General features: G+C 38.3%; 25 protein-coding genes. 19 read left to right on the plus strand and 6 right to left on the minus strand.

Annotated features, from left to right (window positions below; genetic code table 11):
• The first annotated feature begins 57 nt into the window (after window positions 1-57).
• The 19 genes from AC27HL_RS00365 to AC27HL_RS00455 all read left to right on the plus strand — a co-directional run bounded on the left by AC27HL_RS00365 (window position 58) and on the right by AC27HL_RS00455 (window position 16,564).
• Window positions 58-792 carry a beta-ketoacyl synthase chain length factor gene (locus AC27HL_RS00365; protein WP_487078110.1) on the plus strand — a complete coding sequence of 245 codons (735 nt, stop codon included), beginning with the start codon at window positions 58-60 and terminating at the stop codon, window positions 790-792.
• Window positions 785-1,558 carry a lysophospholipid acyltransferase family protein gene (locus tag AC27HL_RS00370; RefSeq protein WP_487078111.1) on the plus strand — a complete coding sequence of 258 codons (774 nt, stop codon included), beginning with the start codon at window positions 785-787 and terminating at the stop codon, window positions 1,556-1,558. Before AC27HL_RS00365 ends, AC27HL_RS00370 begins: the two co-directional genes overlap by 8 nt.
• Window positions 1,551-1,808 carry a phosphopantetheine-binding protein gene (locus AC27HL_RS00375; protein ID WP_487078113.1) on the plus strand — a complete coding sequence of 86 codons (258 nt, stop codon included), beginning with the start codon at window positions 1,551-1,553 and terminating at the stop codon, window positions 1,806-1,808. Before AC27HL_RS00370 ends, AC27HL_RS00375 begins: the two co-directional genes overlap by 8 nt.
• 22 nt (window positions 1,809-1,830) lie before the next feature.
• Window positions 1,831-2,079: an acyl carrier protein gene (locus tag AC27HL_RS00380; protein ID WP_487078115.1), complete on the plus strand. Its 249-nt coding sequence runs from the start codon at window positions 1,831-1,833 to the stop codon at window positions 2,077-2,079.
• The gene (locus AC27HL_RS00385; RefSeq protein WP_487078117.1) at window positions 2,079-2,690 is read left to right on the plus strand and encodes a COG4648 family protein; all 612 of its coding nucleotides are present in this window, start codon (window positions 2,079-2,081) and stop codon (window positions 2,688-2,690) included. Before AC27HL_RS00380 ends, AC27HL_RS00385 begins: the two co-directional genes overlap by 1 nt.
• A 157-nt stretch (window positions 2,691-2,847) precedes the next feature.
• Complete coding sequence (locus AC27HL_RS00390) at window positions 2,848-4,053, plus strand: AMP-binding protein (protein ID WP_487078119.1); 1,206 nt, start codon at window positions 2,848-2,850, stop codon at window positions 4,051-4,053.
• Window positions 4,046-4,429 carry an ApeI family dehydratase gene (locus AC27HL_RS00395; protein WP_487078120.1) on the plus strand — a complete coding sequence of 128 codons (384 nt, stop codon included), beginning with the start codon at window positions 4,046-4,048 and terminating at the stop codon, window positions 4,427-4,429. The genes AC27HL_RS00390 and AC27HL_RS00395 overlap by 8 nt, the downstream gene beginning before the upstream one ends.
• Window positions 4,426-5,157: a glycosyltransferase family 2 protein gene (locus AC27HL_RS00400; protein ID WP_487078121.1), complete on the plus strand. Its 732-nt coding sequence runs from the start codon at window positions 4,426-4,428 to the stop codon at window positions 5,155-5,157. The genes AC27HL_RS00395 and AC27HL_RS00400 overlap by 4 nt, the downstream gene beginning before the upstream one ends.
• Window positions 5,158-5,161: 4 nt before the next feature.
• Window positions 5,162-6,139 (plus strand): lysophospholipid acyltransferase family protein, encoded by a 978-nt coding sequence (locus AC27HL_RS00405; protein ID WP_487078122.1) that lies wholly within the window; start codon window positions 5,162-5,164, stop codon window positions 6,137-6,139.
• Window positions 6,140-6,144: 5 nt separating this feature from the next.
• Entirely contained in the window at window positions 6,145-7,692 is a 1,548-nt protein-coding gene (locus tag AC27HL_RS00410) for an HAL/PAL/TAL family ammonia-lyase (RefSeq protein ID WP_487078124.1), read from the plus strand.
• A complete protein-coding gene (locus AC27HL_RS00415; protein WP_487078126.1) occupies window positions 7,685-8,128 on the plus strand; it encodes an acyl-CoA thioesterase in 444 nt (147 codons plus the stop codon). Before AC27HL_RS00410 ends, AC27HL_RS00415 begins: the two co-directional genes overlap by 8 nt.
• The gene (locus AC27HL_RS00420) at window positions 8,115-8,753 is read left to right on the plus strand and encodes an outer membrane lipoprotein carrier protein LolA (protein WP_487078127.1); all 639 of its coding nucleotides are present in this window, start codon (window positions 8,115-8,117) and stop codon (window positions 8,751-8,753) included. Before AC27HL_RS00415 ends, AC27HL_RS00420 begins: the two co-directional genes overlap by 14 nt.
• Complete coding sequence (locus AC27HL_RS00425; RefSeq protein ID WP_487078128.1) at window positions 8,737-11,043, plus strand: MMPL family transporter; 2,307 nt, start codon at window positions 8,737-8,739, stop codon at window positions 11,041-11,043. The genes AC27HL_RS00420 and AC27HL_RS00425 overlap by 17 nt, the downstream gene beginning before the upstream one ends.
• Before the next feature lie 38 nt (window positions 11,044-11,081).
• Window positions 11,082-12,350: an NAD(P)/FAD-dependent oxidoreductase gene (locus tag AC27HL_RS00430; RefSeq protein ID WP_487078130.1), complete on the plus strand. Its 1,269-nt coding sequence runs from the start codon at window positions 11,082-11,084 to the stop codon at window positions 12,348-12,350.
• A 2-nt stretch (window positions 12,351-12,352) separates the two neighbouring features.
• Entirely contained in the window at window positions 12,353-12,943 is a 591-nt protein-coding gene (locus tag AC27HL_RS00435; protein WP_487078131.1) for a DUF3261 domain-containing protein, read from the plus strand.
• Entirely contained in the window at window positions 12,940-14,112 is a 1,173-nt protein-coding gene (locus tag AC27HL_RS00440; protein WP_487078132.1) for a beta-ketoacyl-ACP synthase, read from the plus strand. The genes AC27HL_RS00435 and AC27HL_RS00440 overlap by 4 nt, the downstream gene beginning before the upstream one ends.
• Window positions 14,105-14,566 carry a hotdog family protein gene (locus AC27HL_RS00445; protein ID WP_487078134.1) on the plus strand — a complete coding sequence of 154 codons (462 nt, stop codon included), beginning with the start codon at window positions 14,105-14,107 and terminating at the stop codon, window positions 14,564-14,566. The genes AC27HL_RS00440 and AC27HL_RS00445 overlap by 8 nt, the downstream gene beginning before the upstream one ends.
• Window positions 14,567-14,603: 37 nt before the next feature.
• Window positions 14,604-15,338, plus strand: a complete 735-nt coding sequence (fabG, locus tag AC27HL_RS00450) for a 3-oxoacyl-ACP reductase FabG (RefSeq protein WP_487078135.1) — start codon at window positions 14,604-14,606, stop codon at window positions 15,336-15,338.
• Window positions 15,338-16,564 carry a beta-ketoacyl-ACP synthase gene (locus tag AC27HL_RS00455; protein WP_487078137.1) on the plus strand — a complete coding sequence of 409 codons (1,227 nt, stop codon included), beginning with the start codon at window positions 15,338-15,340 and terminating at the stop codon, window positions 16,562-16,564. The genes fabG and AC27HL_RS00455 overlap by 1 nt, the downstream gene beginning before the upstream one ends.
• Window positions 16,565-16,570: 6 nt before the next feature.
• Here the strand turns inward: AC27HL_RS00455 and AC27HL_RS00460 are convergent, their stop codons facing one another.
• Genes AC27HL_RS00460 through AC27HL_RS00485 form a run of 6 tightly spaced genes read right to left on the minus strand, consistent with a single transcriptional unit; the run spans window position 16,571 to window position 21,446 of the window.
• Window positions 16,571-17,113 (minus strand): PepSY domain-containing protein, encoded by a 543-nt coding sequence (locus tag AC27HL_RS00460; RefSeq protein ID WP_487078138.1) that lies wholly within the window; start codon window positions 17,111-17,113, stop codon window positions 16,571-16,573.
• 42 nt (window positions 17,114-17,155) lie between these two features.
• Window positions 17,156-19,057: a TonB-dependent receptor plug domain-containing protein gene (locus AC27HL_RS00465; RefSeq protein WP_487078140.1), complete on the minus strand. Its 1,902-nt coding sequence runs from the start codon at window positions 19,055-19,057 to the stop codon at window positions 17,156-17,158.
• A gap of 57 nt (window positions 19,058-19,114) precedes the next feature.
• Complete coding sequence (locus tag AC27HL_RS00470) at window positions 19,115-19,513, minus strand: QcrA and Rieske domain-containing protein (protein WP_487078142.1); 399 nt, start codon at window positions 19,511-19,513, stop codon at window positions 19,115-19,117.
• A 2-nt stretch (window positions 19,514-19,515) separates the two neighbouring features.
• Window positions 19,516-20,004 (minus strand): hypothetical protein, encoded by a 489-nt coding sequence (locus tag AC27HL_RS00475; RefSeq protein WP_487078144.1) that lies wholly within the window; start codon window positions 20,002-20,004, stop codon window positions 19,516-19,518.
• Between the two features lie 8 nt (window positions 20,005-20,012).
• Window positions 20,013-20,879: an FAD:protein FMN transferase gene (locus AC27HL_RS00480; protein ID WP_487078146.1), complete on the minus strand. Its 867-nt coding sequence runs from the start codon at window positions 20,877-20,879 to the stop codon at window positions 20,013-20,015.
• Between the two features lie 15 nt (window positions 20,880-20,894).
• Window positions 20,895-21,446, minus strand: a complete 552-nt coding sequence (locus tag AC27HL_RS00485) for an FMN-binding protein (protein ID WP_487078148.1) — start codon at window positions 21,444-21,446, stop codon at window positions 20,895-20,897.
• Window positions 21,447-21,456: the final 10 nt, after the last annotated feature.

Consider the following 21,456-nt stretch of genomic DNA (forward strand, 5'->3'; position numbering starts at 1 on the left):
GTATAACATTTCCCGCTAGTTTTTATTAGTTAATTATTTACGGTTTGGGAATTTACAATGGATATCAAAATACGCCACTTAAGTGTTTGGTATGCTCATTGTGAGGAGCTCTCTATTGAGCAAGCAATAAATGCTGATGAAACCGAGGTAAATTGGCCAAAGCTAGCTTTCGTTCCTGCCATGCAACGTCGCCGTTTAAGCCCGTTTGCTAAAATGGCGTTAAAAGTTGCCAATGACTCTGTTGCAAATATTGAACAAGACTTACCTATTGTATTTTCTAGTCGACATGGCGATTTGCCAAAAACATCCACACTATTAGCTGATTTAGCAGACAAAAATGCTATATCACCAACAGCATTTGGTTTGTCTGTTCATAATGCCATTCCAAGTTTATTTAGTATTTTAACTAATAACAAACAGGCGATAAATGCTATTTCTGCCGGACAAGATAGCTTTATGATGGCATTAATTGACGCGTATGCACGCCTTAAATCGGGTTTAGCAAAGGAAATACTTTTTATTCATGCTGATCAAAAACTGCCAGAGACTTATCTTGGCTTTCAAGATGAGCAGCAGTTGTCGCATGCCATATCTATGCTGATATCCCTTCCTGAAGAAGCACAAACAACTGATAACGCACAGCATATTCGTTTTTCCTTTGAGCAGAGTGATAATACTATGCTTAATGGTATGCCGTTGTCTTTATTGTTTTCACAATGGTGTAACAGTACCCAAGAAAAAGTTTTACTAGCAAGCAATAATTATCACTGGTCGTTGGCAAAAAATGTTTAATAAAGTTAATTATTTTTGGCGTGTTCTTGCAACTGGAGTTTGTTTCTCCTTATTTGGCATAGGTGGATTGTTGCTTTCACTTATTGTTTTTCCAGTGCAAAGGTTGTTAATTAGTGATAAAAAATTGCAAAAGCGAGCCGCTAGAAAAACTGTACATTATACCTTTAAATTTTTTATTGGATTTATGGGGTTTGTTGGTATTTTTAAGTTTAATTTGCAGCAAGCTCAACAATTAAAGTCATTAAATGGTCATTTAATTATGGCGAACCATCCATCCTTGATCGATGTTGTCGTATTAATTTCAATGATTCCGAATGCTGACTGTATTGTTAAAACTCATTTATTTAAAAATGTGTTTTTAAAAGGGGTAGTTAATAATACGGGCTATATTAGTAATGCTGATCCAGAAGGGTTACTGGAAGACTGTGAGTCGTCTCTAAGAGAAGGCAATAATTTAATTATTTTTCCACAAGGCACTCGTACTAAATTAGACGATAAACTACAGTTTCAGCGGGGAGCAGCAAATATTGCTATTAGGTGCCAAGCAAATGTCACCTCGGTATTGTTAAAGGTTGAACCTTCTACATTAACAAAAAATGTTCCTTGGTATAGAATACCGAAAACAAAAGCACATTTCTCTGCAATGGTCGTGGACCACTCGCCTATTTTGCCAGAAAATAATGTAATACAAACCTCCAAAGATGTTCGGCAATACAATCGAGATTTGGAAAAATTTTTTAGAGAGGAACTCAGTAAATATGGGTGATTTAAAAGTAGAATTAAAGCAATTAATCATTGAAACTTTAGATTTAGAAGATATAGAAGTTGCTGATATTCAAGACAATGAAGCGTTATTTATTGATGGCTTGGGGTTAGATAGTATTGATGCGTTAGAGCTAGGGTTAGCCATTAAAAAAAATTATGATGTTAAAATTGACGCTAATTCAGAAGAAACAAAGCAGCATTTTTCATCGATAAATGCTTTGTGTGAATTTGTCAGTAAAGCAAAAGCGTAAACAGGTTGTAAGGGAAAGTAATATGCAATCAAAAGAAGAAATATTTTCAACACTAGTAGAAATTATTCGCGATGATTTTGAAGTTGATGAGACGGACATTGAACTTGAAGCTAATCTTTATGAAGACTTAGATCTCGATAGTATTGATGCGGTTGATCTAGTCGTTAAGTTAAGAGCAATCACAGGCAAGAAAATTGACCCTGAAGCTTTCAAAAAAGTTCGTACAGTTGAAGATGTTGTTGTTGAGGTTGAAAAACTGGTTACAAGTTAGTGAAATTCTTAATATCAGCCATTACAACAGGGATACTATTGATGTATCCCTTTGCCGTTTATATTGGCCTAAATAAGTTAGCGCCAAGCTATTTGGCTATTATTTTAATTGCCTTAGTCTTGCTGCGAATTGTGCTGGTTAGATCTCGCCTAAAAACCTTACCTTGGATGTTACCGGCATCAATATTAGGTATTTTAGCTATTAGCAGCAGTGTTGTGATGGATAGCTCAATCGGTTTTAAACTTTATCCATTAGCGATTAATTTCTCGATGCTAAGTGTTTTTGCTTATTCATATTTTAACCCCCCTACGGTTATTGAAACATTTGCACGCTTAAGTGAAAAAAACATGTCGGCAGAAGCTATTCGATATACGGAAAAAGTTACTCTAGTTTGGTGTGCCTTTTTTATCATTAATGGCTTGGTTTCGTTATATACAGCGCTTTTTCTGAGCTTAGATGCCTGGATGATTTATAATGGCTTTTTATCATACATAATGATGGCGATCTTAATGTTGGTTGAATATTTAGTACGCTTAAAAGTAAAAAAGCATCACCGTTTGCAAGCTGAACAAACACCTGAAAATATAAAGAGTTCGACTATCAATGAATGATAATTGCTTCTATCGAAATGATAATTTCATTACTTTTTCGATGTTCTGCCAGCGTGTTTCAATAGCGCGAGCAGCCGTTAGTAAGGTTTCTTGTAATAAGGTTCTACTTTTCGATACAGACAGCTACCAGTTCGCAATATGGTTATTTGCACTCATTTTGGAAAAAAAACATGTATTGTTACCACCTAACGCCCAAGCTGGTACTTTGTCTCAACTTGCGCAAGAGTGTGAAGCAACCGCGGGATCCATTAAGGTAGCGAATAAAAGTCAAATAATAGATGCAAAAATAGATTCCACTATTGATGTTGCTGAATATACTCGAGAGCAACTTTTTGAACTTTTTAACGGTGAAATAACGTTTTTTACGTCGGGCTCTACTGGGCATGCGAAAGCTATCAAGAAAAGCTGCCAACAACTAGTTTTAGAAATTGATACCTTAAAAAGTGAATTTTCGGCAATGTTGGCTCCTGCCAACTTTATTGTCAGCACAGTTTCACATCAACATATTTATGGTTTGCTGTTTAAAATTTTGTTGCCATTACGTTTAGGTAAAAGTGTTATTAATCAAACCTTTGAGTACCCTGAGCATATATGCCAATTGCTTGGGGAGTTGTCCGCTTCAACAATTTTGCAGCAAAAAGGTCGTTTAATATTGGTATCGAGTCCAGCTCACTTGCAACGACTAGTGCAAGATAATGTTTTAATGGCTAATTCTGCACATTTTTCCGGTATTTTTAGTTCAGGTGGATTGCTTTCACGGGCAAGTAGTCAAGCCTTGTTACAACAGATGAAAATATCGCCGACAGAAGTTTATGGGAGTACAGAAACGGGCGGAATAGCATGGCGTTGTGGGCAAAATTCGGCTGAGGAACCATGGCAAGTTTTCGCAAACATCAAAATAACAGTGTCTGATGATCGCCAACGTTTAGAAGTTTTCTCGCCCTATGTTAATGAACAACCTTATATCACGGATGATTGCGTTGAGTTACTGGATACTCAACACTTTTTATTAAAAGGGCGTATTGATCGAACAGTTAAGGTTGAAGAAAAACGAGTCAATTTAAGCCATATTGAGCGTCATTTGGTGCAACATCACTTGGTTGCTGAAGCACGAGTTATTGTGACTAATAATAATTCGGCTAGTGGAAGAAAAATATTAGCTGCTGCGGTTATCTTAACGGATAAAGGGCAAGCATTTATAAATAAACAAGGTAAATTAGCATTGAACAATGTTTTGAAGCTGCATCTGTTAAGTGAAGTAGAGCGTATTTGTTTACCAAAAAAATGGCGATATTTATTAGAATATCCGTATAATTCGCAAGGGAAATTAGTGTTAAGTGATTTGGAGAAGCTGTTTGACTAATGTTACGCATGCGAATAACGATTTAGTAAATATTTGGCCTGAGGTATTAACTGAAAATACTGAAGATGGTCAAGTAGAGTTGCAGCTGCATATTCCTTCTGATTTAGATTACTTTGATGGTCATTTTCCTAAAGCGCCAATTCTGGCTGGCGTTGTACAGCTTCATTGGGCGGTAGAATATAGTAAGCAAAAATTTTCCTTAACTGAACTTGAAGTGAAAAATATTGAAGTATTAAAGTTTCAAGTGGTGATTATTCCGGGACAAAAGCTGACTTTAACATTAACAAAAAAGTCTTCGCATAAGGTACTCTTTTCTTATACCTCAGATAAAGGCCAGCATGCATCTGGCCGTATTGTTTTTGAGGAAAATTCGTGAAGTATTGTATTGTTATTCCAAACTTTAATCACACCCTTTTCTTGGATGAATTAATTAGCAAACTAGTACAGTTTGATTTACCTATAATTATGGTTAATGATGCCAGCAATGCACAAGCTACAGAGTTATTCCGTGAGCTTGCGAAAAAACACCAGCTATTAACTGTGCTCGAACATCAAGTAAATCAAGGAAAAGGTGGTGCAGTGCAAACAGGATTGCATGCTGCATTTAAACAAGGCTATAGCCACGCTTTGCAAGTGGACGCTGATGGCCAGCACAATATAGATGATGTTGAGAAATTAATTGCTGAGTCAAGGCGTTTTCCTGACGCTCTCATTAGCGGTAAGCCAATTTATGATGAGTCTATTCCTAAGTCTCGCTATTATGCGCGTAATATTACTCACTTCTGGGTATGGATAGAAACCCTATCTTTTAAAATAAAAGATACCATGTGCGGCTATCGTGTTTACCCTTTACTGGCTACTGTAGGCCTACTACAGCAGCAAAAACTGGGTAAGCGAATGGACTTTGATATTGAAGTGATGGTGAGGCTTTTTTGGAAAAACATTGAATTTAGGTTTATTGATACAGCTGTTGAATATCCTGAACATGGCGTTTCACATTTTAGAGCGCTAGAAGATAATGTACTAATTTCCTGGATGCATACTCGTTTGTTTTTCGGTATGTTGCCGCGTATACCGCAATTAATTTTTAGAAAATTTAAATAATCTAATGGCTGACGTTAAACATTGGTCAAAAATGCAAGAACGTGGTACGTATTTAGGTATACAGGTACTGCTTTTTGTCTACCGCTTATTTGGTCGAAAAATACTTTCTTTTTTTCTCTACCCTGTGGTTGCCTATTTGTACTTTACAGGCGGCGCTAGTAAACAGGCATCTAAAGAATATTGGCAACGAATTTTCGCCATTAACAAGCCTGAAAAAGCATTTACACATAGCATAGGTATTGCTCATTTTTATAGTTTTGCACAAAGCGCCTTTGATAAAATTGATGCTTGGATGGGACGAATAACACCTGCTAATATTATTTATAGTCAAGAACACCCTATTGCTGAGCTGCAAGAAAAGCAGCAAGGTGCCGTGTTTATAGGTTCTCATTTAGGAAATTTAGAAGTTTGTCGTGCGCTTGGCCATGGTCGCTATCAAACCCGTATTAATGTATTGGTTTTTACTCATCATGCGGTTGAATTTAATAAAGTGATGAAAAAAATTAATGCCAACTCTAATGTCGATCTGATTCAAGCAACACATGTTGGTGCTGAGCTAGCGATATTACTTAAAGAGCGTATTGATAACGGAGAAATTTTAGTGATTGCCGGTGACCGTACTAGTGTAAGCTCACAAGGTCGCGTTATCTATAGTCCATTTTTAGGCCAACCAGCGCCCTTCTCTCAAGGGGCATTTATTTTGGCGTCCATTTTAGATTGCCCGGTATATTTTTTATTTTGTCTTAAAGAAAAAGCACATTACCGGGTAATATTCGAGCACGTTGCCGATACCTTGAAATTTTCTCGAAAAAACCGGCAAGCGTCGCTTAATGCCGTTGTTACGCAATATGCACAACGTTTAGAGCACTATTGCTTAGCGTACCCTATGCAATGGTTTAACTTTTTTGATTTCTGGCAGAATGATCAGGATGTTGTTCGTAATGAAAAAGAACCTAACTCAACAAATGAAAAATTGGAGTAGTCACAGTGCCAACAGATAACAGCACTATTAAATTTGGTGAAGCGCACCTTAAAATAGAAGACATAGTTAATATTGCCAAAGATGATATTGATGTTGAGTTAAGTCAGTCTGTCGACTTTAGTCATAAAATTGATTCAGGAGTGAAGTTTCTTGATACGCTTTTAAAAGAAGATGGCGTAATTTACGGTGTTACAACGGGTTACGGTGACTCTGTTACGGTAAATGTGCCATTGAGTTTAGTACCTGAGTTGCCGTTACATTTAACCCGATTCCATGGCTGTGGTTTGGGTGAAATGTTTAGCTCATTTGAAGGCCGAGCCATTTTGGCTACGCGTTTAGCATCGTTATCAAAAGGTTATTCTGGTGTAAGCTGGCCTCTGCTAGAATTGTTAATAGCATTTTTGCAACACGATATAGTGCCGGTTATTCCACAAGAAGGATCTGTTGGTGCTAGTGGAGATTTAACGCCACTATCTTATGTTGCCGGTGCCTTGGTTGGTGAGCGTGACGTATATTATCGTGGTGAAATAAAAAACAGCCTTGAAGTGATGCAAAGTTTAGGTTTAACGCCGATCGTACTTAGACCTAAAGAAGGCTTAGCAATTATGAACGGTACTGCGGTAATGACAGCTATTGCTTGTTTAGCGTATGACCGATCACAATATTTAGCTAAACTTGCAACGCGAATTACCGCCTTATCAAGTTTGGCTTTGAAAGGAAATAGCCATCACTTTGATGATATTCTATTTTCAGTTAAGCCTCACCCCGGGCAACAGCAAATTGCAACTTGGATCCGTAATGACTTGAATCATGTAGACCATCCTCGTAATGCTGACCGCCTGCAAGATAGGTATTCAATTCGTTGTGCGCCACATGTTATCGGCGTTTTGCAAGACTCATTACCTTGGTTTCGCCAGATGATAGAAAATGAGTTAAATTCAGCCAATGATAACCCCATCATAGATGGCCCAGGAGAGCACGTTTTACATGGTGGTCACTTTTATGGTGGTCATATTGCAATGGTAATGGATTCATTAAAAACAGCCGTAGCAAATTTAGCTGATTTGGCGGATCGCCAAATAGCATCATTGGTAGATACTCGTTATAACAATGGATTACCGTCGAACTTATCTATGAGTGATGGTGCTAGACGTTATATTAATCATGGCTTTAAAGCAGTTCAAATTGGCGCTTCAGCATATACAGCAGAAGCACTAAAACAGACGATGCCAGCGAGCGTATTTTCACGCTCAACAGAATGTCACAATCAAGACAAAGTCAGTATGGGCACTATTGCTGCTCGTGATGCGATGCGAGTTTTGCAATTGACTGAACAAGTATTAGCAAGTACGTTGTTAGCAGCGGTGCAAGGTATTCGTATTCGTATTGCTAATAATGAACTTGATCATGACACATTGCCACTACCGGTAATGGAAATGTACGACGATATTTGCCAGTTTTTTGAGCCGCTGTTAGACGATAGACCATTAGATAAGTTATTGCGCTTTTCGGTTGATGCGATTCAAACACAACGTTGGAGTTTATATGGCTAAACAGGTGTTTTTATCAGCGGAGGCCGTTATTGACGTACCATTTCATGATTGCGACCCTATGCAGGTGGTATGGCATGGCAATTATGCTCGTTATTTTGAGGTGGCACGTTGCAATTTACTGCGTAAAATATCTTATGATTACTTAGATATGCATGCCTCAGGCTATATGTGGCCGATTGTTGATATGCGTACTAAATATATTGGCTCGGCTGTTTTTACTCAGAAAATAATTGTAACCGCGGAACTTGTTGAGTACGAATCTCGGTTAAAAATTAACTATATAATTAGCTGCGCTAAAACGGGTGCTAAATTAACGAAAGGCTATACCGTGCAAGTTGCTGTTGATATGGCAACTCAAGAAATGCAGTATGTATCACCTAAAGTATTAGTGAACAAAATAGAAGAGCTAAACAAAAGTGCTCATGAAAAAATTTAACCATATCGCTATTGTGTTAAAAGTAACACTGATTTTGATGACATTTTTTAGTCAAAATCTACTGGCTGAGCAAGTAAATACAACACCAGACAATAAATTGAAATTTAGTGCGATCTCAATCGCATCCGGTAGTTTTATCCAGCATAAATTCTTCAAAGTACTCAAGCAGCCAATTACATCACAAGGTGAGTTTTATTTTGATGTTAATTTAGGCTTGTTGTGGCAAACAAATAAGCCATTATATTCGGCGCTTGTGCTAAAGAATGGCGGTGTTTATACAGAAGATGGCCAAACCCCCGCTAAAGCGCTTAAAGGCGCGGAAAGTTTAAGTTTGATGCTGCTAAGTATTTTATCAGGCGATAGAGCACAATTAGTTGAAAATTTTACCCTAACTGAAAGTACAACATCGGGCTGCATTAATTTGAAGCCTAACATGGCAAAATTGGCTAAAGTAATGAAAATTATTGAGCTTTGTCAAAAGCATAGTGAAGATGAAAGTGTTGCGGACTTTAATCAAATAGCGCGTATCATTTTGCATGAACATAGTGGTAACAGAACAGAAATAAATGTGAAATTAACTGCAATATCGGCATTGCCAGAGTCAATTCGTGCCCGCCTTAACTAAGCTTCAAAAACTATACTGGTTGCAGTTACTTGCAGTTTTATTCCTTGGCGGGTATTTCATATTTTTTGCGAATTGGAAAATTGAAACTAATTTATTATCAATTTTGCCAAATGCCGAGCAACAACAAGACTTTGAAGCAGCTGAACAAGCGTTATTTAAGCAGAAATCTCAACAACTTGTTGTCTTGTTATCTGGTAGCAATGCCTTAGCGGCGTATGAAGAATTGCAAACGGCTATAAAACAAACTAAGTATGTAGCCGAGTTGCATACACCTGAACCAGCGTTAACAGATATAGCAAATTTTTATTTACCTTATCGACATAATTTTCTCCCTGCGGCGTATTTAGATAATATTGCTAACGGTCAAATGTTAAGTCAATTGGCCAATACTCAACTTGTGCAACTGGCGAATCCTTTTGTTAGTGAAACCATAGCTACGGCTCCTCGACTCAATTTAGCTGCATATTTACAGGAATCACTTACTAAGCTGAGTGAGGTTGAGTTTTATCAGGGCGTTGCCTCGTTAAATGTACAAGGGCAGCGGTATTTAATTATGTATCTGCAATTGTCATTAGATGGCTTTGAGCTTAATGCAAGTCAAGTGATGGCTACCAAACTTAGTCAGATATTTACTCGTATTAGTCGTGATTTTAATGTCGATATAAATTATTCGGGCATACTATTTCACACGGCGGAGTCTACCGCACAAGCAAAAAATGAAATATCTAGCTTTGGTGTCTTTTCCATTGTCGCTGTTATTTTGTTAATACTTATGGCGTTTCGATCCTTATTACCGCTAACCGCGGCTTTGGTGGTGTTGGCTATAGCATGCACTTATGGCTTCGTTGCTATTTTATGTTTTTTTGATAGTTTCCATTTATTGACATTGGTTTTTGCCGTAACGCTAGTTGGCGTGGTTGTTGATTATTGCTTCCATGCATTTGTCTATGCGAGTGATAAAGTAAGTAGCATTCATCAAAGTGGTAAAAGCGCTATTATTAAGCCGTTAACGTTAGGTTTTTTAACTACAGCACTGGGTTATATTGTTTTAATTTTTTCGCCATTATCATTATTGAGTCAAGTTGCTGTATTTATGATTTTTGGCCTATTTGGTGCGCTAATTACGGTATTGATGTTATTGCCCTATTTAGATCGTGCAGTAAGTTTAGAAAAAGCCCCAATAATTCTACGATTTAGCCAAAGCGGCGTAACACTTTTGAATAGACTTCAGCATTATAAATTAGCAATATTTATTATACTGTTTGCTCCCATGACATTACTTTTCTTGTTTAAACCTATGCAATTTAATGATGATGTTAGGTTGTTAAATTCAAGCCCTGACTGGTTATTAGCTCAAGAAGTTAAAACGGCAAATGTGCTAAATTATCAAAACTCAGAAAGGGTTCTTGTAAAAGCAAATACCATACAAGACTTGCTTGAAAATCAAGAGCATATAATTAATCAAATTCAGGTGAGCCAGCCAAATATCAAAATAAAAGGGTTACACGAGCTTTTGCCGTCTATTAAACAACAACAACAGCATTTTGGGTTAATGAGCCAAGCGAATGAACTAGGTCATTTTCAAGGGGTATTGGCAATAACAGGATTAAGTGATCCAATTTCAAGTTTCCAGCCGCTAAACTATGACGCCTTTATGAAAGGCCCGCTAGCGTTTATTGGCCAGTTCTATATCGCACAATATAGCATTGACAGCAATTTGACGACTAAAAATACAGAATTTGCCTCCTGGCTTGAGCTGACAGGCGAGCGATTGTCAGCGGAAAATTTACGCTGGTTAGACGAAAACTTAAACGCATCATTGTATGACCCTGCTCGAAAGGTAAGCGCGGCCCTATCTGATTATCGACAAGGTGTTTTAGTATTACTTGCAAGTGCCTTTGTTGTGGTGATGTTTATTTTAATGAGTCGATATGGCTTCAAGACGGGGGCGTTGTCGACTATTGCTACAGTAGGAAGTGCATTATTAGCCTTGGTGATAAGCCAAGTTATTTCAGGTCACTTAAACATATTTAATTTGCTTGCTGTTTTACTGATAATTGCCTTGGCAATCGATTATGTCATTTTTTATCAAGAGCAAGGATTACAAGCAAAAACTTTTCTTGCTATATGCTTGTCGGCCTTATCATCTGCGGCTGTATTTGGTATTTTGGTTTTTAGTGCAACACCCGCGGTAAGTAGCTTTGGCTTAACTGTGATGATAGGTATTGCCAGTACTTTTATCTTAGCACCTATGTCGGTACTCAGGCATAATAATGGGCTTACCGATTAACTCTGCAACTAGCTAGGTAATAATTTTAGGAAACGATAATGGAAATTAAGTCGCCAACACAGCGAGCCACCGAACAATACGACGTGGTTATTATTGGGGCTGGCCCTTCTGGAACAGTTGCGGCTTCATTGCTTGCTGCAGAAGGAGTGTCAGTATTGATTCTTGAGAAGCAATATTTTCCACGATTCTCAATTGGCGAGAGTTTATTGCCTCAATGTATGGAGTTTTTAAAAGAGGCAGGTCTTGAGCAGGCATTAGATAATTATGCCGAATCATTTGGCTTTCAGTTTAAAAATGGTGCGGCATTTCATAAAAAAGGTAAAAACTCATCATTTGATTTTACGGAAAAGTTCAGTGCTGGCCGTGGTACCACCTATCAAGTGAAAAGAGGGCTTTTCGACAAGTTACTAGCTGACGAAACGGAGCGAAAAGGCGTTAGTATTCGTTATGGTCATCAAGTTAATTCTGTCGTATCACTAGAGCCTCAGGTATGTCTTGATGTCAGTGATGAAGAAAATAGTTGCTATCAAGTGCGAGCAAAATTTTTATTAGATGCCAGTGGTTTTGGTCGTGTTTTACCACGACTACTTGATTTAGAGTTGCCTTCAGACTTTCCAATTCGCCATAGTTATTTTAGCCACTTTAAAGATGGTATTGATTGTTCGGAATTTGACCGAGATAAAATTCTAATTACCGTGAACCCTAATTATAGTGATGTTTGGTATTGGCTGATTCCATTTGCTGATGGCAGTGCTAGTGTTGGTGTTGTTGGTTTACCTGAACGGTTCGACGAATCATTATCGACTATTGATACATTGCAAAATTTTATCAATCAAGATGAAAATCTGAAGCGACTTTTGAAAAATGCGACACCACTGCAAGAGGCAAGAGTTATAAAAGGTTACTCTGCGGACGTTAAAAGTTTATGGGGTAAGAATTTCGCCTTATTAGGCAATGCCGGTGAATTTTTAGATCCAGTGTTTTCTTCAGGTGTTACTATTGCCATGAAGTCTGCGTCTTTAGTTGCACCGCTAGTGAAAAAGCAACTATGCGGCAATACAGTTGACTGGGAAGCAGAATATGCCCAACCGTTGAAGTTTGGTGTTGATACCTTCAGGTGTTTTGTTGAAGGTTGGTATAACGAGAGTTTTCAAAATGTTGTTTATCATGATCGTCATGATGATTCTGTGCGTCGCATGATAAGTTCAATATTGGCTGGCTACGCTTGGGATGAAAAAAATCCTTATGTGGCAAAAAGCGTTAGACGATTAAATGTATTGGCGGAAGTGTGCCAGACAGGGTTATAGACGTGACGTGCTTAAGACAAAAATTATTATTAGCGTTCTTAGCTTGCCTTGTACTCGGCTGTACTACCTTGTCCAATGATAAATCAATACATTTAACTGAGTATGTTAGTTTAAATTTAACAGTGCCTCCGGCAGAAAAAGTAGGCACGATTGATAGCCATTTAGTAGAAATTACAGCGCGTGGTGAAAGTCATCGCTTTATTGCGCAAGTCGAGTATCGTGCCAATGAAATAGCGATGGCGTCAATCTCCCCTTCTGGCGTGCCATTATTTGATTTTATTTGGTTTAATGATAGCGCTGCTGAAATTAACCAATATGTAGACTTACCTTTTAATGATATACGCTTCATTATTGCTGACATGCAATTGTGTCATTGGCCAATAAATGCTCTTAATGAATCACTATCAGGTGATAATATTAGAGTTGTTCAAGGAAAAAATGTTAGTCAGCCAGATGTAATTTGGCAAAGAAGCATTTGGGATAAAGGACAATTGATTATTAAAATTGATAAACTCCAAGATGGTTATCAATTGGAAAATATTGAACGGAATTATCGCATTAGACTAGTGAATTTGAACAAGGAAAGCGCGTGAGTATTTGCTTAAAAGAATTTGGTGTTATTTGTGCTCTTGGTAATAACAAGCAACAAGTTTTATCGGCCTTGATTTCAAGTAAAAAACAGTTTTTATCACTCGACAATGATTTACCATTAGAAGGGGCGCAATATGTTGGTCGAGCTCAATTACCCGATAGTGATGATGTAAGGGAAATATCAACTAATAACAATAAATTAGCCTATATTGCGTATCAGCAAATTGCCGAGACTATTACACCGCTAGTTAAGCAGTATGGCCAGCATCGTCTTGCAGTCGTTATTGGTACTAGTACCGCTAGTATTTATGAAGGTGAATTAGCAAGAAAACAATTGGCCGAAAATGGTAAATTTCCACAAGATTTTCAATATCAAGTGCAAGAAATGTCAGCACCAGCAACTTATGTTGCTGAGTTAGCAAATGCCAAAGGGCCTGTTTATGGCATTTCTACAGCTTGTTCTTCCAGTGGCAAGGCCTTAGTCAGTGCGAAAACTTTGCTAGAAAATGATTTGGCTGATGTTGTTATTGCTGGCGGTGTTGATAGCTTAACACAACTTACTATTAATGGTTTTAAGTCGTTGGAGTCAATTAGTCGTGAAATCTGCCAACCATTTCAAAAAGAGCGTGATGGAATCAATATAGGTGAAGCAGCAGCATTGTTCGTTATGACAAAAGATGCTGATGGTATTCAATTGCTAGGTGCGGGCGAAACTTCTGATGCTTATCATATCTCGGCCCCCTCGCCTGATGGTGCTGGTGCTGCGACCGCTATGGCGCATGCCATTGAAGATGCGAAAATGAGCGCTGAACAAATTGATTATGTAAATTTACACGGTACCGGAACCGTTAAAAATGATGAAATGGAAGCTTTAGCTATGTCATCTGTTTGCGGAGAGCAAGTATATTGCAGCTCAACCAAACATTTAACGGGGCATACACTTGGTGCGGCAGGCGCTTTAGAATTAGGCCTTTGTTGGCTATTGTTGAGTGACGATAATATTAATAAGCAAATACCCGCAAATTGTCGCGGTGGTGATATTGATGAAAAAATGCCGCCGATAAAACTGAGTCAAGGTGAAAAGTTAACTAAGCTACAGTATTGCTTGAGTAATTCTTTTGCGTTCGGTGGTAATAACTTTAGTGCCATCATTGGAAAAAATTATGAATAACTACCAGATTACGGACGTTTTACCTCATCAAGCACCTATGATACTAATTGACTCCTTGGAGTACTATGATGAAGGTGCTTGTCGTTGTAGTGTTGAAATTACTCCAGCAAGCCCTTTTTTTGATGAACTTAAACAAGGCGTACCAAGCTATATAGGTAGTGAATATATGGCACAGGCAATTGCTGCATTTGCGGGCGCTCATGCTTTAGATGCAAAGGGCGAAGTACAGATAGGCTTTTTATTAGGTTCTAGAAAGTATAAAACCTTTCAAGCACATTTTAAGCGCAATGAGGTTTTAACCATCACCATTAAAGAATTATACCGGGAAGACTCAGGGTTGAGAGTTTTTGAATGTGAAATATTAAGTCATGAAAACCATGTCTTGGCACAAGCGAACATCAATGTATTTCAGCCGAAAGACCCAGATGCCTTTATTCATGAAAGCTACGCATAAACATCTTAGAAGAAAATTTAAAAAGTGAAGAATGACAATGACGCAAGATATTAAAAGAATTTTAGTTACAGGCTCAAGCCGAGGTTTAGGTAAAGCAATTGCAATTAAACTTGCGCAAGATGGCTTTGATATCGCTGTACATTGTCGTAGTGGTATAGATGCAGCTAAAGATACGCAAGCACAAATTATTGCACTTGGGCGTAAAGCGAGCTTGCTACAGTTCGATGTTTGTGATCAAAAAGCCGCTAAACTTGCCATTGAAAACGATATGGAAGAAAACGGCGTTTATTATGGTGTGGTTTGTAATGCGGGTATTACCAAAGATATGGCCTTTCCTGCCATGGAAAGTGAAGATTGGAGTAGTGTCGTGAATACCGCATTAGATGGTTTTTATAATGTAATTCACCCAGTGGTTATGCCTATGGTAAGGGCAAAAAGAGGAGGACGCATTGTCACTATGGCATCAGTATCTGGCATTGCGGGTAATAGAGGGCAAGTGAATTATAGTGCTGCCAAGGGGGGGGTTATTGCGGCAACTAAAGCTTTATCTTTAGAGTTGGCTAAGCGAAAAATTACTGTAAATTGTGTTGCGCCAGGGTTAATAGATACAGACATGACGCAAGACCTACCGCTAGATGAAGTGAAAAAAATGATCCCATTGAGACGCGTAGGTAAACCAGAAGAAGTTGCCGCTACTGTGTCGTTTCTAGTCTCTGATGGTGCCGCTTATATTACGCGGCAAGTCATCTCCGTTAATGGTGGAATAGTGTAATGAAAAGAGTCGTAGTAACAGGAATGTCGGCAATAACGGCTTTGGGGGATGATTGGTCAACCTTTAGATCGGCACTAGAAAAAGGCGAAAATGCAGTTGAAATTATGCCACAGTGGCAAAAATTAGAAGGTTTGAATACCTGTTTGGGCGCACCAGTTAAACACTTTGAAAAACCAGCACACTATAAACGCAAAATGATTCGCTCAATGGGGCGCGTTTCTTTGATGGCAACCCGAGCGACAGAGTTGGCGCTTGAACAGGCAAACTTGTTGTCAGATGATGCCCTTACCGATGGTCGAACTGGTGTATCTTATGGTTCATCTATTGGTTCAACGTCGCCCTTGGTTGCCTTTGGCAATATGATGGAAAACGACACTATGGAAGGCGTTACCGCAACGAGCTACATACAAATGATGTCGCATACAGCACCAGTTAATATTGGTGTTTTTTTTGGTGCTAAAGGTCGTGTAATAACGACTAGCTCTGCCTGTACATCGGGCTCGCAAGGTATTGGTTATGCTTATGAAGCTATTAAGTTTGGTAAGCAAAAGGTAATGATAGCTGGTGGTGCAGAAGAACTTTGTGTTACTGAAGCGGCGGTATTTGATACCTTATATGCTACTAGTACCAAAAATGACCAACCAAAACTAACGCCAAAACCTTTTGATAGAGATCGGGATGGTTTAGTGATAGGTGAAGGGGCATGTACTTTAATTTTAGAAGAACTTGAGCATGCACAAGCACGAGGAGCTAGTATTCTTGCTGAAATTGTTGGTTTTGGCTCAAATTCAGATGGTAAGCATGTCACTCAGCCGACGGCGGAAACTATGAAAATAGCGATAGAGTTGTCGCTAGAAGATGCAGGCATAGACGCGAATGCTATTGGCTATGTGAATGCGCATGGTACAGCCACAGATAAAGGCGATATTGCAGAGTCGAAAGCTACGGCAAGTGTTTTTGGTAAGATACCGCTAAGCTCATTAAAAAGTTATTTAGGTCATACGCTTGGTGCATGTGGCAGCATAGAGGCGTGGGCGAGTATAAATATGATGCAAGATAATTGGTTTGCACCGACACTAAACTTAAATCATGTTGACGAACAATGTGGAGATTTAGATTATATTATTGGTCAAGGTCGAGAAATTCAAACGGATTATGTCATGAGTAATAATTTTGCCTTTGGTGGTATTAACACCTCTTTAATATTCAAACGCTGGCAAAATTAGTTAGCTTCATCTTGAGCTATATGAGTTAAAGCCTTTAATACGCTGTTGATTTTTATAGCGTTTATAGTAAGGCAGAAAAAACAAAATAACGCCTGTGATTGAAATAAGCAATAATGCGATTGAAAGTGGCAGTGTAAACCATAAGTTTGCACTGTCTTGCCAGTAGGTAAAGTCATGCAGTTGCTCTATAAAATCTGAGCGGCGATAAGCCGTTTTCAGCACCTTACCAGTAGTTGAGTCAATTTGAATTTCCCATTCAGACTTTGCTCTTATCTTTATAATGCCCTTACTTGGGCGAACATCTAAGCGATCGATAGCCTGCCAGGAGTCAATACCTGCTTCTGGCACTGATTTGGCAATGGTTAATACTTGTTCAAAGCTGATACTTGGATGATTTTTTACGCTGCCTATAGCACTTACTGGTTGAATATATTCCACATCTTTTTTAAGTAACAATAGAATACCGCTGATCAAGATGATCAAAAAAGGTATCGCAATAACAATACTTGCCCATTTGTGGGTACTGCGGTTAATTCGATTAAAATTCATGGTTACTCATATTTAAAAGTTATGTGTTGCTACTTGGCTAATTTAAAACTGCCAAATACCGCTAAAATTGAAGCTTCTTTCAGGTTGATAGGCCGCATCTTCGTCGCTTGATGTTTTGTATAAACGGTCGGTTAAGTTCATTACAGACATGCTTAATCGCAAGTTCTCATTTACTTGATAATCGATTTTCGTATGCCAAATTAGTCTGCTTTCTTGTGCAATTTCTGAGGCGCCAATGTGCTGTTGTGAAAATTGATAATTCAATTGTTGGCGAATACTGACACTATCATTTTGCCAGTTTAGTGACCATTTTATGGCTTTAGGAATACCGTCATCAATAATATTATTATTGTCATCTTGGCCTTGTTGCCATTGAAATCCAAAACTTGATTGCCACTGTCGGTTAATTTGCCAATGGTTAGTTATTTCAAAGCCGTTGATGGTAACTTGCCTGTTATTACGATAACGACGCACATTATCTTGCGTGTAGCGTTCAATGTAGTCATCAATTTTATAATGATAACCATTGAAAATGGTCCTGAAATTATTGTTAACATGGTGAGAAAGTGAAAACTGTAAGCCGACACTTTTTTCTGGCGTTAGCTCGCTGTTACCTTGGGTGTTGCCTCTGGGGGTTTCTCCAGAAAAGAATAACTCACTCACCGTCGGAAAACGAAAAGCATTGGCAAGTTGTAGGCTCATAGAAGTGCTATTTGATAGCTGATAACTGGTGTTTGCAGATAAGGAAACGAAGCTGTCTTCTTTTGTTTTTTGGTGTTGCTTAAGTTTAATTTGGTCGTATCTTACTCCTGTTGCTATGCTAAAATCGTCAAAATACCAGTCATGCAAAGTAAATATAGCAAACGTGTCTTCATTGGCATCAACCATGTCTTTTTGCCATGCTAATTCATTGGTGGCAGAAAACTCTTGTTCACTAATTTCAATATTATGGCGGCCAAGCCATTCAAGCCCGATTACGGTATTGTCGACTAACCAAGAGCCATAAACACCAAAAGTATCAGATTGATAGTTAGTGATATTACGACGAGAAATGTTCTGCTCTTCGTCGAGGCGAGATATATTGGTTTGCCAATGTTGCTGGTGTTGATAGAACTTAAGTTTCCATTGCCCAGAGGAAGAAAGCTCTATTTGTGATAATAGATGATCATCTTGTGGGTAGTTGCTAATGCGCTCATTTGGAAAGGTAATTGAACTTTTGCCGATATCATCCCCTTGACTAACAATGGCAGAGGCAAAAATATCAATGTTATGCCAGCTAAACTCACTTGCTAGCGTTGCTGCATGTTGCTGATATTGGCTATTTAATGGAATAGTGTTGCCCTGTTCATTTTGAGCAGAGTCGGCATTATCAGCTGTACGACTTACTGTGCTGGCACTGAAAGTGTCACCAACAAAATTAGCAAATAAATTTTTGGCATTGTCTTGTGGCTGAAATGCAAAACTAATAGCTGATGTTTGATGTGATTGTGTTGAAATACTCACCACACCGCCCATTGCATCAGAGCCGTAAAGTGTTGATTGTGGCCCCTTTTGAATATAAACCTCTGAGATTAATTCTGCAGGAATAAAGGCGATGGAATTCCCTGCTCTGCGGTCTGTGATAATCGGAATACCATCAACTTCAGTTTTAATTCTTGCGCGACTAAAACCGCGAATATTGTAGCTTTGAAATAAGCCACCTTGACCATTAAGGTTTACCCCTACGCTCTGAGAAATTAAATCGGCAACGGTATGTTGCGCACTAACGGTTTGCTCCGGGTAAATTAGAACATTGTCACTGGTTCTTACATCATCGAGTGATTTAACGGTTTTTGAATGTGAAATTACCATCACCTCTGTTAACTGTGTGTCAATATTCACAGCATTCTTTAATGAAGAGTTTGATTGCGATTGTTTACTTAATGCCGGAGCACTTAAAAACAAGTAAAAAACACTTGTGCTATATAAGAATTTAAATAGATTTTTGAACACTGTATTTACTTATTCTAAGATGTGAATATAAACAAACTGATGATCAGTACTAGTAATATAGCGGGCTAAATCTTGCTTAGCGGGTCCTTTAATTACTTGCCCAATATTGTTAAAACGTGCGCCATGGCATGGACAAATAAAATTATTTTCTTGTACAGAAACCGCACAGCCACGATGAGTGCAAGATAGTATCGATGCAACAAAGTTATGGTTATTTAATTTGGTAATGGCAATAGCTTGTTGGTTGTGGCTAACGGTAATTGTCGGCTTTTCCAGAAAGAGCTTTTTATCAACAACAACTTTATTTCCTTGTAATGTCGACTCGGCATATTTAACTGTACTTTTACAGGCGGGTAATAAACAAGCACTAGCTAAACAGGCTGTTCTTAAAAATTCTCGACGTTTCATTATTATGAATGTGTCCGATTTTTAATTTTATGTTGATAGTGAGTTTTCTTTTTTTTGCGAGATTTGCGGGCAACTTTAATATGAACTATTAAAAGTGTTGGCAGCATTAAACCAACAAGCGCATGTGAGTTACCCAATAAAGTGTGCCAATCTTCACCAACGAGATAATATAGACTGTAAGCTGATAGCAATGAAAAAATAATAAAACTCATTAAGCCAATACCAGACTTTTTTGCTTTTCCAATTGACCAGGTTTTGGAAACATGCGATGTGAATATGCTACCCAAGGCCATTAACATCATAAATGCTGCAAAACCATGCAATTGCAAAAACGGGTACTGTAAAAAATGTGATTCCGGGCCAAAATCTCCTTCAACCATTGCAAAGTTGCGTAATAGCCAAAAGCCTGTGCCACTAAATATGCTTAAAGTTAAAAAACCATAAAATAAATAACGATATTTTTTGGCTATTTTTCGACTAATATTGGACATAAAATACTCTAGTGTACTTGACGGCTAAAACCGAATTTATTGATTACTATCGCGGCTGCACAATAGTGATTTAGTAAATTTTTAGCATCCTTGCGCTTCATAAGAGCAACAATTTTTGTTAGCGCGTCGGCCTGCATGGCACTATTCGCAAAAACCGAAACACTGCCTTTAATTGTGTTGTATTGTTTTGTGATTGGATTGAAATATTGTGAACCTTGTTCTCGGTAATAGCTGCCACTGCTCGCTACAGCGGTATTGAGTAACATAACGTCTTTAAGTGCACTTGGCCGAGTCGCATACTTTATTGACACCTTTTTATTTTGCCAGTCAATAACTCTCATATCGCCACCAGCATTTATATAGCCGGCAATATTGCTTGGTAGTTTTGATATAGCCTGGTCGACAGCGTAGCCTTTAGCAATTCCACCTAAATCAAGTATGATTGGTTTAGCACTGCATATACTATTCCCTGTTAACCTTACGTCAGAAAAATCTCCATAAATGACAGCACTGCCTTGTATTTGTTGTATATTTAGATGATCTGGTAAATGCTTGTCTTTTACTAAAGCTGCAGCGACAGTAATATCATAAACACCGGCAGATGCTTGATATAAGTTGTTGGCAAAAGTTAATACTGTTAGCAAATCCTTAGAGATTTTTTTTGCAATATTAGGTGCTAACATTAATGCCAAGTTTAGCTGTGACAACTCGCTGTTTTTTTGATGGAAATTCATTGCTTGTTGTACACGTGCTATTTCATCAAATGCCAGGTTTGCATACTCAATAAGCGTTTTTTCTGGCAAGTTGGCCTGTAAGTTCACTTCGACAAAAGTTCCTAACAGTGGTCGGCAGCGTTTAATTTGGCTTATCGTCACAGTATTATCTTATGTCTACAGCGCTATTTTACTCAGCACGCTTGACCACGTATGGTTAAGTCGATTGATGCCGTCAGTTACATGGCGACAAGATAAGGTTGCACCAGAAATATTCTTAATTTGTTTGTCGAGTTTAAGAAATTCGCTGCTGTCTTTACCGTGAAATTGTGCGCGCCATTTTGGGTGCATAATTTGGTCGCCGTAAGTTTCTCGATAAGTTAATACTTCTAAGCCCATCACTTTTCCGTCAGCGCTAATCGCAACAGCTATGTCAATATTTTCATGTTTACCGATAACCTGATCAACAATGAACCAGCCGCCATCTTCTGAGCGCCAGCTATTAATATGGTGATTGCGCACGCGAATGTCAGATAAATTTTCAATTAAATCGGCTTGTTCTTCTGTTAAGTTTACTGGCGCTGGCGTTAATTTTTGCTCTGGCCATAATATTTTCTGTGCTTGCTCTATCGTTAAATAGCTCTTAGCAAAAGCTACTTGAATAGGCAAAGCGAAAGTTGCAGCGGTAGCAACTAAACCTTTTAAAAATCGTCTACGTAACATACTCATAATCGTGATT

It is taken from the genome of Colwellia aquaemaris (assembly GCF_057548755.1).